At 71.7% G+C, this 14,054-nt stretch carries 9 protein-coding genes; 4 read left to right on the forward strand and 5 right to left on the reverse strand.

All coding sequences use genetic code 11. The annotated features are described in order from the left end of the window. Positions 1–90 precede the first annotated feature (90 nt). Positions 91–993: a tRNA (adenine-N1)-methyltransferase gene (locus ACFC02_RS38205; protein ID WP_276109401.1), complete on the reverse strand. Its 903-nt coding sequence runs from the start codon at positions 991–993 to the stop codon at positions 91–93. 59 nt (positions 994–1,052) lie between these two features. Beyond that, positions 1,053–2,627 (reverse strand): site-2 protease family protein, encoded by a 1,575-nt coding sequence (locus ACFC02_RS38210; RefSeq protein ID WP_376366895.1) that lies wholly within the window; start codon positions 2,625–2,627, stop codon positions 1,053–1,055. A gap of 523 nt (positions 2,628–3,150) precedes the next feature. On the opposite strand from ACFC02_RS38210, the gene ACFC02_RS38215 reads away from it, so the two are divergent. Both ACFC02_RS38215 and ACFC02_RS38220 read left to right on the forward strand, forming a co-directional pair. Then, the gene (locus tag ACFC02_RS38215; protein WP_376366901.1) at positions 3,151–4,080 is read left to right on the forward strand and encodes a RecB family exonuclease; all 930 of its coding nucleotides are present in this window, start codon (positions 3,151–3,153) and stop codon (positions 4,078–4,080) included. 256 nt (positions 4,081–4,336) lie between these two features. Continuing rightward, a complete protein-coding gene (locus tag ACFC02_RS38220) occupies positions 4,337–5,008 on the forward strand; it encodes a response regulator transcription factor (RefSeq protein ID WP_360965692.1) in 672 nt (223 codons plus the stop codon). 120 nt (positions 5,009–5,128) lie between these two features. Here the strand turns inward: ACFC02_RS38220 and ACFC02_RS38225 are convergent, their stop codons facing one another. The 3 genes from ACFC02_RS38225 to metH form a co-directional block, all read right to left on the reverse strand. After that, positions 5,129–6,736 (reverse strand): ABC transporter substrate-binding protein, encoded by a 1,608-nt coding sequence (locus tag ACFC02_RS38225; RefSeq protein WP_376366896.1) that lies wholly within the window; start codon positions 6,734–6,736, stop codon positions 5,129–5,131. Between the two features lie 421 nt (positions 6,737–7,157). Continuing rightward, positions 7,158–7,874 (reverse strand): HAD family hydrolase, encoded by a 717-nt coding sequence (locus ACFC02_RS38230; protein WP_376366897.1) that lies wholly within the window; start codon positions 7,872–7,874, stop codon positions 7,158–7,160. A gap of 183 nt (positions 7,875–8,057) precedes the next feature. Continuing rightward, a complete protein-coding gene (gene metH / locus ACFC02_RS38235; protein ID WP_376366898.1) occupies positions 8,058–11,570 on the reverse strand; it encodes a methionine synthase in 3,513 nt (1,170 codons plus the stop codon). Between the two features lie 325 nt (positions 11,571–11,895). Between metH and ACFC02_RS38240 the strand changes: the two genes are divergently transcribed. Next, a complete protein-coding gene (locus ACFC02_RS38240) occupies positions 11,896–12,660 on the forward strand; it encodes an IclR family transcriptional regulator (protein ID WP_376366899.1) in 765 nt (254 codons plus the stop codon). A 436-nt stretch (positions 12,661–13,096) separates the two neighbouring features. Beyond that, positions 13,097–13,891 carry an MIP/aquaporin family protein gene (locus ACFC02_RS38245; RefSeq protein ID WP_376366900.1) on the forward strand — a complete coding sequence of 265 codons (795 nt, stop codon included), beginning with the start codon at positions 13,097–13,099 and terminating at the stop codon, positions 13,889–13,891. The last annotated feature ends 163 nt before the right edge of the window (positions 13,892–14,054 follow it).

Genomic DNA, 14,054 nt, shown 5'->3' on the forward strand with positions numbered 1-14,054 from the left:
CGCGCCGAGGGCGCCCCGGCCGCGGGGGGGCCGCCCCCCCCCCCCCACGGCGCCTGTGCGTTGCCGGTGGGGCGGTTGGGCGTGGGCCGCTCAGCGGCCGGCGCCTCCGTCGGCGTTGGGACCTTCGTAGTCCTCGCCGTAGGCGCCCTTGGCGGGGCGGCGGCGGCGCATGGGCGGCTCGACGCCGTCGGCGAGGCGGCGGGCGGTGAGCAGGAACCCGGTGTGGCCGATCATGCGGTGGTCGGGCCGGACGGCCAGGCCCTCGATGTGCCAGTTGCGGATCATGGTCTCCCAGGCGGTCGGCTCGTTGAAGCAGCCGATCTCCCGGATGGACTCCACGGTCCGGGCGAGCTGGGTGGTGGTGGCGACGTAGCAGCACAGGATGCCGCCGGGGACCAGCGCCTTGGAGACGGCCTCCAGGCACTCCCAGGGGGCCAGCATGTCGAGGATGACCCGGTCGACGTCGGTGTCGGACAGGTTGTCCTGGAGGTCGCCGACGGTGAGTTGCCAGGCGGGGTGCGGGCCGCCGAAGTAGCGCTCGACGTTGGCCTGGGCGATCTCGGCGAAGTCGGCACGGCGCTCGTAGCTGTGCAGCATGCCCTGGTCGCCGATGGCTCGCAGCAGGAAGCTGCTGAGCGAGCCGGAGCCGACGCCGGCCTCCACGACGCGGGCGCCGGGGAAGATGTCGGCGAAGGCGAGGATCTGTCCCGCGTCCTTGGGATAGACGACGGCCGCCCCTCGGGGCATGGACAGGACGTAGTCGGGGAGCAGGGGACGCAGCGCGAGGTAGGCGACGTTGCCGGTGGTGCGGACAACGCTGCCCTCGGGTGCGCCGATCAGTTCGTCGTGCGGGAAGGAACCCTTGTGGGTGTGGAAGTTCTTCCCGGCCTCGAGCGTGAACGTGTAGTGGCGGCCCTTGGGGTCGGTCAGCTGTACCTGGTCCCCGACCTTGAAGGGCCCGCGGCGGCGGGCGGCACCGGTCGGTTCGGACATGTGACCAGCCTACCGGCCCCCGGGAGGGCCGCCGACCACCGCTCATCGGGCGGCGGTGGTCAGCTGGGCCGGGCCATGGCCTTCACGAAGGCACGTTCGACGTCGGCTGCGGACAGCACGCCGTAGATCTCGCCGGTCTCCTCCACCACGAGGTACTCGGTGGCGGGGGTGGCGCGCAGGACGTCCAGCAGCGGCTCGCCGGCCAGTTCGGCGGAGACCCGCATGCCGTCGGTGAGGTCCTGGGCGAGTGCGCTGGCGGCGACCCAGGGGCGGCGGTGCTCGGGCACGCCGACGATGGCGGACTCGCGGACGAGGGAGAGGGGCTCGCCGTGGCCGTCGACGATCACCAGGGCGCGTGCTCCGGCGGCGTTGGCGCGGCGCAGGGCTTCGGCGAGGGAGGTGGTGGTCTCGACGGGGACCGCGCGGCGGGTGAGGGTGCGGGCGCGCAGTTCGGGCAGGTGTTCGCGCAGTCGGGCCATGCGCAGGCTGTTTCCGGCACCGGTCCAGATGATCGCGGCGACGATCGCGGCGAGCAGGGCGTCGGTGACGGTGCCCATGCCGACGCTGTCCTCGGCGGTGGTGCCGAGCGCTCCGGACTGGCTGAGCAGCGGCAGGCCGATGAGGACGGAGACGGCGAGGGCGCGGCCGACCCAGGCGGCGGCGACGGTGCCGCTCATGGGGCGGCCGGTGATCTTCCAGACGACGGCGCGGAGCATCCGTCCGCCGTCCAGGGGCAGGCCGGGCAGCAGGTTGAACGCGGCGACGATGAGGTTGGAGATCATCAGGGAGGCCAGCAGGACTCCGGGGACCGTGCCGCGTTCGACGGGCTGGAGGGCGAGGTAGAAGACGCCGGAGAGGACCAGGGAGAGCAGCGGGCCGACGAAGGCGAGGACGAACTCGCGGCCGGGGGTCTCGGCCTCCTTCTCGATCTCGGAGACGCCGCCCAGGAACTGGAGCTGGATGCGGCGCACCGGGAGTTTGAAGCGCAGGGCGGCCACCGTGTGGGCCAGCTCGTGGACCAGTACGGAGCCGTAGAAGGCGACCGCGAAGAAGAGGGAGACCAGGTAGCGGGCGGCTCCGAGCTGGGGCAGGACGCGGTCGAGCTGGCCGCCGAAGACCCAGGTGATCAGTGCGGCGACCAGGAACCAGCTGGGGGCGACGTACACGGGCACGCCGAAGGGGCGCCCCATGAGCAGTCCGCCTCCGGGTTCGCGGGGCCGTCGCGGCGGCGGGGGTGGCTGGCCGTGCCCGCGGGCGGAGGTCGCCAGGGCGCGGTCGGGGTGGGTGTCGTGGGGGGCGCCGTGCGGGGCGTTCGCGTCGGCGCCGGGGCCGTGGGTCTGCGCGTCGGCGCCGGGGGCGAAGGTGTGCGGGTCGGCGCCGGGACCGGAAGCGCTGTCGGGGTGGGGGGGCCGGTCCGGGTCCGGGCTCGGGTCCGGGGTGGACTCGCCCGACCGGTCGGGTAGGCCGGGCCGGTCCGCCGGGTGTTCGTCGTGGTCGGTCGCCGCGGGCTGCTGTGCGGGGGGCTTGGGGCGGGCGGTGCTGTCGTGCGGCGTCGGGGCCGCGGGGCCCGTGGGGGGCTCGGTCGGCTCGTCGTTGCCGGAACGCGGCTGCCCGCTCCCGCCGCTCACGTCCACGGTGTCCCCTCGTTCGAAGCGCTGCTCCCGGGCCTGGGCGGCCGGAAGCTCTCGGGTCGATGGTATGCGGCCGTGGCGAACGGTTCCGCCCGGCACCCCAGTGTCGTACCCGCTGCCGTGCACTTCACCGCGCACGTCACCGTGCGCTTCACCGTGCGTGAGCGGGTGACTGTCAGTGGCGGGCCGTAGGGTTCTGTGCATGGAGACGAGCACGCAGGACGGGGCGGCGGCGGACGGCGCGGACGGTACCGGGCGGTCCGGACCGCCGCCCGGCCCGCTGCCTCGGACGCCGGCCTCCGGCCCGGTTCCGCAGGCCCGTGTCGCACCGGACGCGGTGCCACCGGCCAGGACGGACGCCGTGGAGCCGGACGCCGGGCAGCCGGACGCCGGGCAGCCGGACTCCGGGCAGCCGGGTGGGGGCGAGCCGGGCGGCGGGCGGTCGGACGGCGGGGCCGCGGACGCTTCGGCCGGGCCGGTCGCAACAGCGCCGGGCGGGACGCCGGCCGTCCCGGCGGACCCGGCCGTGCAGGCGGCGACCGGTGCCAAGGCCCCGCAGGTCCCCGCGGTCGCGGGCGACGCTCGCGACCGTGCGCCCGCGGCACGCGCCGCCGCGCCGCCCTCCTCGTTGTCCCCCTCCCGCGCCGGGGACTTCATGCAGTGCCCGCTGCTGTACCGCTTCCGGGTGATCGACCGGCTGCCGGAGAAGCCGAGCGAGGCGGCCACCAGGGGCACGCTGGTGCACGCCGTACTGGAGCGGCTCTTCGACGCCCCGGCCGAGGAGCGCACCGCGCCCCGGGCCAAGGCGCTGGTCCCCGGCCAGTGGGACCGGCTGCGGGAGTCCCGCCCGGAGCTGGTGGAGCTGTTCGCCGACGACACGGACGGCGCGCGACTGGCGCGCTGGCTGACGGAGGCCGAGCGGCTGGTGGAGCGCTGGTTCACCCTGGAGGACCCGACGCGGCTGGAGCCGGCCGAGCGGGAGCTGTTCGTCGAGGCGGAGCTGGACTCGGGGCTCAGGCTGCGCGGGATCATCGACCGCGTGGACGTGGCGCCCACGGGCGAGGTGCGCATCGTGGACTACAAGACGGGCAAGGCGCCCCGGCCGGAGTACGCCGAGAGCGCGCTGTTCCAGATGAAGTTCTACGCCCTGGTGGTGTGGCGGCTGAAGCGGGTGGTGCCGCGCCGGTTGCAGCTGGTGTATCTGGGCAGCGGCGACGTGCTGACGTACGACCCGGCGATGGCCGATCTGGAACGGGTGGAGCGCAAGCTGCTCGCGCTGTGGGAGGCGATCCGGCTGGCCACGAAGACGGGTGAGTGGCGTCCGCGGCCCACCAAGCTCTGCGGTTGGTGCGACCACCAGGCGCACTGCCCCGAGTTCGGGGGCACTCCCCCGCCGTACCCGCTGCCCCTGGGCCCGGCCGGGCCGCGGGCGCAGGGCAGAATGGGGCTGGACTAGGGTCTGTGAGGCGGAACATGCTGCGGCTCGGCGACGGCGCGTATCAGCCGAGGTGAGCGGTGCTCGGCGCGTGCAGCTGCAAGGCGCGGGAGGGAGTCATGGCGGGGCCATGGCGACCGCCGACAACGCCGCCGGGGTCCTCTGCCCGAAGAGCTTGGCGGAGGGTGTGGTGGACCCCGCGTCTGCGGCATGATCCGCCCGGACAGACCCCAGGGTCCCGGCGAACCGGACCGGGGTCCCAGCGAAGGAGACTTACGTGGCCATCCGCGTCCTGCTGGTCGACGACCAGCCACTACTGCGCACCGGGTTCCGGATGATCCTGGAGGCGGAGCAGGATCTCGCGGTCGTGGGCGAGGCAGGTGACGGCCTGCAGGCCCTGGACCAGGTGCGTGCCCTGCAGCCCGACGTGGTGCTGATGGACATTCGCATGCCGCGGATGGACGGTGTGGAGGCCACTCGGCAGATCACCGGTCCGGAGCGCGACGGGCCGGCGAAGGTGCTGGTGCTGACCACCTTCGATCTCGACGAGTACGTGGTGGAGGCGTTGCGCGCGGGCGCGAGCGGCTTCCTGCTGAAGGACGCGCCGGCCGACGAGCTGGTGCAGGCGATCCGCGTGGTGGCGGCCGGCGAGGCGATGCTGGCACCGAGCATCACGCGCAGGCTGCTGGACAAGTACGCCACGCATCTGCCCTCCGGTGACGAGCCGGTGCCGGACACGCTGCACACCCTCACCGAGCGTGAGGTGGAGGTGCTGAAGCTGGTGGCGCGGGGGCTGTCGAACGCGGAGATCGCCGCGGACCTGTTCGTCAGCGAGACGACGGTCAAGACGCATGTGGGGCATGTGCTGACGAAGCTGGGTCTGCGCGACCGTGTGCAGGCGGCGGTGTACGCCTACGAGAGCGGTCTGGTGCGGCCCGGCGCGCAGTGACGGTGCCGGCGGTGCCGGGCCGCCGTCCGTGTGACGGCGCCCCGGCAGGAGAAAGGCGCCCCTCCCGGTCCTCCGGGAGGGGCGCCTTTCTCGTGTGGTCCCGTGGGTCCGGGGCCGGTGTCAGCTGCTCACACCGCGGCCCAGCTCCCACAGCTGGAGGGTGGCCGAGGAGTTGATGACGTAGGCGGCGCCGGTGATGTCGTCGCGGGCGGCGACGTACTGCTTGCCCTGCCACAGCGGCAGCAGGGGGACATCCTTGGCGACGATGTTCTGAATGCCGGTCAGGCTGGAGGAGGCGGTGAGCCGGTCGGCCTGGCGACGGGACTCGGGGAGCAGGTTCTTGCGGATGTCGTTGCTGGCGTACGGCGTGTTCAGCGTGTTGTCGGCGTCCAGGAACGGCGCGATGAAGCTGTCGGCGTCCGGGAAGTCGGGGAACCAGCCCATGCCGAAGACGTCGTACTGGCGCTTCTGCATCGTCGGGTGGAAGACCTTCCAGGGGGTGCCCTGGATGCTGACGTCGAACAGGCCGCTGGAGTTGAGCTGCTGCTGGAGCACCTCGAACTCCTTCTTGGTGGCCGGGCCGTAGTGGTCGGTCGTGTAGTGCATCGTGAACTTGACCGGGGTGGTGACACCGGCCTTGTTCAGCAGCGACTTGGCCTTGCTGACGCTCGGGTCGCCGTACTTGTTGAAGAAGGAGTTGGAGTGGCCGGTGACGGTCGCCGGGACCATCGAGTACAGCGCGTCGGCCTGGGTTCCGTAGACCTTCGCGACGAGGTCGCTGCGGTTGACGAGCTGGGCCATGGCCTGGCGTACGGCCTTGTTCTTCACGCTCGGGGCGTCGGTGTTGAAGGCCAGGTAGCGGATCTCCAGGCCGGGCATCTCCACGAGGTCGACCTTGCCGTCGCCGGAGGAGTTGGAGAGCTTGCGGATCTGCTCCGGTGACATCGCGCGGGTCATGACGTCGATGTCACCCTTGTCGATGGCCGCGCCCATGGCATCGGCGTCGGCGAAGCTGCGGATCTCCACCTTGTCGTTGTTGACCTTCAACGTCCCCTGGTAGTGGGGGTTCTTGGTGAAGACGGCGTCGACGAGTTCGTCGTTCTTGACGTCGGCCTTCATGGTGTACGGGCCGGATCCGTCGACGTTGAAGCCGTCGCGCAGCTTGTTCTTGTCGTAGTCCTTGGGGTTGACGATGCCCGCGACCGGCGTCGACAGCTTGAACGGGAAGGTGGCGTCGGCGGTGTTGAGGTGGAAGATGACCTCGCGGTCGCCCTGGGTCTCCACCGTGTCGACGGTGGACAGCAGGGCGAAGACGCCGGTGTCCGCCTTGATGGAGCGGGCGCGGTCGATGGAGAACTTCACGTCGGCGGCGGTGACGGGGTCGCCGTTGGCGAACTTGAGGCCCTCGCGCAGCGTGCAGGCGTAGCGCTCGTTGCCGCTGTCGGTGAAGCCGCACTTCTCGGCGGCCTCGGGCACCGGCTGGCCCTCGCCCTTGGGCGTGATCATCAGCGTCTGCACGGTCTGACGCAGCAGGTTCCAGGGGCCGATGTCGTAGGCGTACGCCGGGTCCAGGGGTGCGGGGGCCGCCTTGGTAGCGGTGAACCGGTCCGTGGTGCCGACGACGATGGCGTCACCGCTCTTGCTGCCGCTGTCAGAACCGCCGCATGCGGCGAGCACCGGCGCGAGCAGGCCGACCACGGCCGGCAGCACCAAAGTCTTGCGGTTCATGCTCGAGTTTCTCCAGGGCTGTCATGTCCGTGTACCCGGCATGCAGGGGGGTGGTGCGGCCGATCACGGGGTAAGGACGATGTTCTCGCGACGAGACTAGTCCGCGCCCGTCGGGCGCCTCGCTGCCGCGGGAGGCGGGCTGCCATCACGCAGTGGAACCGGGTGCCGACGGTCCGAAAACGCGCCACTGGAAGGATTCGTGCAGCCTTTCACCAATCAGGACACAAGGACGCCCGGTTCAGGCGTCCCCTGGAGCGGACAGCAGGTGCGGGCCCGCATGTCGACCCCGGTTCTTGTGGCGAACGTCACATTGCCAACTCGGCCGGGCAGTACCGGAATTCGGCCATCCGGCAGGATTCGGATTCATTCGCACGTCCGTCACCGGGATCGTCCCGTACGGCAGCACGGACCGGGGCGACTCCTACCCGGCGCTCGGCGGCACCGGGTACGTCATCAGCGACTGGAGGAACGGCAGGTCGACCTCTTCGAGCGAGGTGACGACGGTGCGCCGGGGCGCGGGGGCGATGGGGGCGACCGAGGGCACCGCGATCACCCGGCAGCCGGCCGCCTCCGCCGCCGCGACGCCGGTCGCGGTGTCCTCGACGACCGCGCACCGCGCCGGGTCGACGCCCAGGCGGGAGGCGGCCAGCAGGTACGGGTCGGGGTGGGGTTTGGTGCGCGCCACCTCGTCGCCCGCGACCGAGAGGGCGAAGTGCTGGGGGCCGAGCGAGGCCAGGACGCGGTCGATGACGCGCCGGTGGGATGCGGAGACCAGGGCGGTGGGGACCTCGTGGGCGGACAGTTCGGCCAGCAGCCGCGCGGCCCCCGGCATCAGCGGCAGGGCCCGGTCGATGCGGTCCTCGAATCCCTCGTTGAGCAGCACCGACAGCTCGGCGAGGGTGATGGCGGCGCCGGTGGCCTCGATGAGGAAGCCGGCGCTGCGGGTCATGGGGCCGCCCACGACGACATGTCTCCAGGACTCGTCGAGGGTGTGGCCGAGCGCGGCGAAGACCTCCACCTCGACGTCCCACCAGAAGCCCTCGGTGTCCACCAGGGTGCCGTCCATGTCGAGGAGCACGGCCTGCAGAGCTGAGCCTTCGGCCGTTCCGGTGCCGAACGCGGGGACCGTACTGGTCATCCGGCGTACCTCCTTGAGGGACGATCAGGCCGGTTCCCGCGCGGGAACCGGCCTGCAGTGGACCGACCAGTGTACGTCGTGGACGCGAGGAACGCCTCGTGGGCCGCTCGTGTGCCCGGCCGTCCCCGCGCCCGGCCGGCCTGCGACGGCCGGACGGACGGGCGCGGACAGGCGCGCGCGGCCTCAGCGGGCGTTGAAGTACTTCGCCTCGGGGTGGTGGATCACGATGGCGTCGGTGGACTGCTCGGGGTGCAGCTGGAACTCCTCGGACAGGTGCACCCCGATCCGCTCGGGCCTCAGGAGGTCGGCGATCTTGGCGCGGTCCTCCAGGTCGGGGCAGGCGCCGTAGCCCAGGGAGAACCGGGCGCCCCGGTACTTCAGGGCGAACATGTCCTCCATGGCGTCCGGGTCCTCGCCGGCGAAGCCCAGCTCGGACCGGACACGCGCGTGCCAGTACTCGGCCAGCGCCTCGGCCAGCTGCACCGACAGGCCGTGCAGTTCCAGGTAGTCGCGGTAGGAGTCGGAGGCGAAGAGCCGGGCGGTCTCCTCGCCGATCCGCGAACCGACCGTGACGACCTGGAAGCCGACCACGTCGGTCTCCCCCGACTCCTCCGGGCGGAAGAAGTCGGCCAGGCACAGCCGGCGGCCCCGGCGCTGGCGCGGGAAGGTGAACCGGGTGCGCTCGTTGCCCTGCTCGTCCAGGACGATCAGGTCGTCGTCCTTGGACACGCAGGGGAAGTAGCCGTGCACGACGGCCGCCTCCAGGAGGTTCTCCGTCTGGAGCCGGTCGAGCAGGCCGCGCAGCCGGGGCCTGCCCTCGGCCTCCACCAGCTCCTCGTACGTCGGCCCGTCGCCGGTGCGGGCCTGTCTGAGGCCCCACTGGCCCTTGAACAGCGCGCCCTCGTCCAGCCAGGAGGCGTACTCCTTGAGCTGGATGCCCTTGCTCACCCGGGTGCCCCAGAACGGGGGCTCGGGGACGGGGTTGCCGGTGGCCACGTCGGAGCGGACGTGCCCCTCCTCAGGACGCTCCTCCACCTCGGCGGTGGCGGCCCGGACCCGGCGCTGCTTCAGCTCGGGCAGCGTGGCGCCGGGCACGCCCCGCTTGACGCCGATCAGGGCGTCCATCAGGCGCAGCCCCTCGAAGGCGTCGCGGGCGTAGCGGACCTCGCCCTGGTAGATCTCGTGCAGGTCCTGTTCGACGTAGGCCCTGGTCAGCGCGGCGCCGCCGAGGATGACCGGATAGTCGGCGGCCAGGCCCCTGGCGTTCAGCTCCTCCAGGTTCTCCTTCATGATCACCGTGGACTTCACGAGCAGCCCGGACATGCCGATCACATCGGCCCGGTGCTCGTCGGCGGCCTCCAGGATCGCCGAGACGGGCTGCTTGATGCCGAGGTTGACGACGTTGTAGCCGTTGTTGGACAGGATGATGTCGACGAGGTTCTTGCCGATGTCGTGCACGTCGCCGCGCACGGTGGCGAGCACGATCGTGCCCTTGCCGGCCTCGTCGGTCTTCTCCATGTGCGGCTCCAGGTGGGCCACGGCGACCTTCATGACCTCGGCGGACTGGAGCACGAACGGCAGCTGCATCTGGCCGGAGCCGAACAGCTCGCCGACGACCTTCATGCCGTCCAGCAGGGTGTCGTTGACGATGTCGAGGGCCTTGCGGGTGCGCAGGGCCTCGTCCAGGTCGCCTTCGAGGCCGTTCTTCTCGCCGTCGATGATCCGCCGCTTGAGGCGCTCCTCCAGCGGCAGCGCGGCCAGCTCCTCGGCCTTGCCCGCCTTCAGGGACTTCGCGGTGGCGCCCTCGAACAGCTGCATGAGCTTCTGCAGCGGGTCGTAGCCTTCGGCGCGCCGGTCGTAGATCAGGTCCAGCGCCGTGCGCACCTCCTCCTCGCTGAACCGGGCGATCGGCAGGATCTTGGAGGCGTGCACGATCGCCGAGTCCAGGCCCGCCTTCACGCACTCGTCCAGGAAGACGGAGTTCAGCAGGATCCGTGCGGCCGGGTTCAGGCCGAAGGAGATGTTGGACAGGCCGAGGGTGGTCTGCACCTTCGGGTGGCGGCGCTTCAGTTCCCGGATGCCCTCGATGGTGGCCACGCCGTCCTTGCGGGACTCCTCCTGGCCGGTGCAGATGGTGAAGGTCAGGCAGTCGACGAGGATGTCCTCCTCGTGGATGCCCCAGTTCCCGGTGAGGTCGTCGATCAGCCGTTCGGCGATCTCGACCTTCTTCTCGGGGGTGCGCGCCTGGCCCTGCTCGTCGATGGTGAGCGCGACGAGCGCGGCGCCGTGCTCGCGGGCCAGCTCGGCGACCTTGGCGAAGCGGGAGCCGGGGCCGGCGCCGTCCTCGTAGTTCACCGAGTTGATCACCGCCCGGCCGCCCAGCTTCTCCAGGCCGGCCTGGATGACGTCGACCTCGGTGGAGTCGAGGACGATCGGCAGCGTGGAGGCGGTGGCGAAGCGTCCGGCCAGCTCCGCCATGTCGGCGACGCCGTCCCGGCCGACGTAGTCCACGCACAGGTCGAGCATGTGCGCGCCCTCGCGGATCTGGTCGCGGGCCATCTCCACGCAGTCGTCCCAGCGGCCCTCCAGCATGGCCTCGCGGAACTTCTTGGAGCCGTTGGCGTTCGTGCGCTCGCCGATGGCCAGGTACGAGGTGTCCTGCCGGAAGGGGACCGTCTGGTAGAGGGAGGCGGCGCCCGGCTCGGGGCGCGGGTCGCGCGGGGCCGGGGCCAGCTCGCGCACCCGTTCCACGACCTGGCGCAGGTGCTCGGGCGTGGTGCCGCAGCAGCCGCCGATGAGGGACAGGCCGTAGTCGCGGACGAAGTGCTCCTGGGCGTCGGCCAGGCCCCCCGCGTCCAGCGGGAAGTGCGCGCCGTCCTTGGTCAGGACGGGCAGGCCCGCGTTCGGCATGCACAGCAGCGGGATGCGCGAGTGCCGGGCGAGGTAGCGCAGGTGCTCGCTCATCTCGGCCGGGCCGGTCGAGCAGTTCAGCCCGATCATGTCGATGCCCAGCGGCTCCAGTGCGGTGAGCGCCGCGCCGATCTCGGAACCGAGCAGCATGGTGCCGGTCGTCTCGAACGCCATCGACACCAGCAGCGGCACCGCGGCACCGGTCGCGTCCATGGCGCGCCGGGCCCCGAGTACCGACGCCTTGGTCTGGAGCAGGTCCTGCGTGGTCTCCACGACCAGCGCGTCGGCGCCGCCGGCCAGCAGGCCCTCGGCGTTGGCCTGGTAGCCGTCGCGGATGGTGGTGTAGCCGACGTGGCCGAGGGTGGGCAGCTTGGTGCCGGGGCCGATCGAGCCGAGCACCCAGCGGGTGCGGCCGTCCCGGGCCGCGTACTCGTCGGCCACCTCGCGGGCGATGCGGGCGCCCGCCTCGGACAGCTCGTGGACCCGGTCGGAGATCTCGTACTCGGCCGCCGCGGTGTGGTTCGCGCCGAACGTGTTGGTCTCCACGCAGTCGACGCCCGCCGCGAAGTAGGCGTCGTGGACCGAGCGGACGATGTCGGCACGGGTGACGTTCAGGATCTCGTTGCAGCCCTCCAGCTGCTGGAAGTCGTCCAGCGAGGGGTCCTGGGCCTGGAGCATGGTGCCCATCGCTCCGTCGGCGACCACCACCCGGGTGGCGAGCGCCTCGCGGAGGGCGGACACGCGGGTCCGGCTGTCGGCGGAAGGGGTCGGCGGCAACGAGGCCATGAAGGGGCTCCCTGAAGGTGCGACGGCTGTCGGCTTTGCGTCTTCCCCGGCAGGCGCGGGCGATGGGCCCGGGGCTTCCCGAGGAGGGCGCACGCCGCAAGAGTAGCCGGGACCGGCACGGGGAGGTCAGGGGCGTCCACCACCCGGACGACACCCGGACCCCACCCGGCGGAGCGTGCCACCGTGACCGGGCGGTGGCCGGTTCCGTGACGGTGTGGACCGATCATTAGCGGAGAGTCGACATGGACCGGTAGTGTTCGGCATTGCCGAACGGCGGCAGGAAGTCGCGCGCCGGCGGTCGAAGGGGACGGAGGGCAGCACGGCGATGGCACGGAACATCCAGTCGCTCGAACGGGCGGCCGCGATGCTGCGGCTGCTCGCGGGCGGCGAGCGACGGCTCGGCCTGTCGGACATCGCCTCGTCACTGGGCCTCGCCAAGGGCACTGCACACGGCATACTCCGCACCCTCCAGCAGGAGGGGTTCGTGGAGCAGGACGACGCCTCGGGCCGCTACCAGCTCGGCGCGGAACTGCTGCGTCTGGGCACCACCTATCTCGACGTGCACGAACTGCGCGCGCGGGCCCTGGTCTGGGCCGACGACCTGGCCCGCGCCAGCGGCGAGAGCGTCCACCTGGGCGTGCTGCACCAGCAGGGCGTCCTCATCGTGCACCACGTCTTCAGGCCCGACGACAGCCGGCAGGTACTGGAGATCGGAGCCATGCAGCCGCTGCACTCCACGGCGCTGGGCAAGGTCCTGTCCGCGTACGACCCGGTCGCCCACAGTGAGGCACTGGAGACCGAGCGCAAGGCGTTCACCGACCGCACGGTGTGCGGCGCGCGGGACTTCGAACAGCTCCTCGACCTGACGCGCGCGCGGGGCTGGGCGGCCGACGTGGAGGAGACCTGGGAGGGGGTGGCGTCCATCGCCGCTCCCATCCACGACCGGCGGCGGATGCCGGTCGGCGCGGTCGGCATCACCGGCGCCGTGGAGCGGGTGTGCCGGGAGGGCGAGCTGCGCCCGGAGCTGATAGCGGCGGTGCGCGACTGCGCCCGCGCGGTCTCCCGCGACCTGGGCGCCGGGCGGTTCTGAGCGCCGTACACCCCCTCCCCCGCACCTGCGCCACCTTCGGGCCGCCAGGCCGGTACGCACGCGCGTGCCGGCCTTTCGCGTACCCGCGCACGGCCGTGCCGCCCGGGGCGTTCCGTGCGAGGCGATCCGTGCGAGGCGATCCGCGCGAGGCGATCCGCAGGGGGTTTTCCGCGGCAGGTGTTCCAGGGGGGTGTTCCGCGCGGTGGGGCGTGGGACGTTCAGTAACGATCGTGCTTTGGGCAACAGAACTCTTGACGCCCGTGTGATGACGAGGTGAGACTCGCGTCCATCGGTCGGCATTGTCGAACACCTTGCGGAAAAACGCGTTAGAGTGTGACAGCGCCAAGGGCCGGCATCGCTCTCACCCCGAGGGCACCAGACCCCCGGAGGGACCCGGGGTTCGCCTACCCCTGGACGAAGGACAAAGGAGTCGCGGGTGTCCAGCTCCGACATCTTCATCGGCGAGACCATCGGTACCGCCATACTCATCCTGCTCGGCGGCGGCGTCTGCGCCGCCGTCACCCTGAAGGCCTCCAAGGCCCGCAACGCCGGCTGGCTCGCCATCGCCTTCGGGTGGGGCTTCGCGGTCATGACGGCCGCGTACATATCGGGCCCGCTCTCCGGTGCCCACCTCAACCCGGCCGTGACGCTCGCCATCGCCATCAAGGACGGCGTGTGGACGAACGTGCCGACCTACCTCGCCGGCCAGCTGCTCGGCGCCATGATCGGCGCGGTGCTCGTCTGGGGCGCCTACTACGGCCAGTTCCAGGCGCACCTGACCGACAAGGAGATCGTCGGCGGACCCGGCGCCCAGGCGACCAGCGCCAAGGCGGTCGAGGCACAGGAGAAGGGCGCCGGCCCCGTGCTCGGTGTCTTCTCCACCGGCCCGGAGATCCGCAACGTGGTGCAGAACCTCATCACGGAGATCATCGGCACGTTCGTGCTGATCATCGCGATCCTCACGCAGGGCCTGAACGACAAGGGCAACGGCCTCGGCGTCATCGGCGCCCTGATCACCGGCCTGGTGGTCGTCTCCATCGGCCTCTCGCTCGGCGGCCCCACGGGCTACGCGATCAACCCGGTCCGTGACCTCGGCCCCCGCATCGTGCACGCCCTCCTCCCGCTGCCCAACAAGGGCGGCTCGGACTGGGGCTACGCGTGGATCCCGGTGGTCGGCCCGCTGATCGGCGCGGCCATCGCCGGGGGCGTCTACAACGTCGCCTTCGCCTGACGGCCGGCCCGCTCGCCGCTGGCCGGCGGCGGGCGCCGAGCCGCACCGCGCGCCGTACGCGCAGCCCCACTGACAGTGAAGATATGACTGGTGGTTCCGCTGATGAGCCTGACTCGCCTACTGACTGACGTCATCGACTGTCCTGTTTGGGATTTGTCGGTTC

Source organism: Streptomyces sp. NPDC056160 (genome assembly GCF_042268205.1).
Taxonomy (GTDB): Bacteria; Actinomycetota; Actinomycetes; order Streptomycetales; family Streptomycetaceae; genus Streptomyces.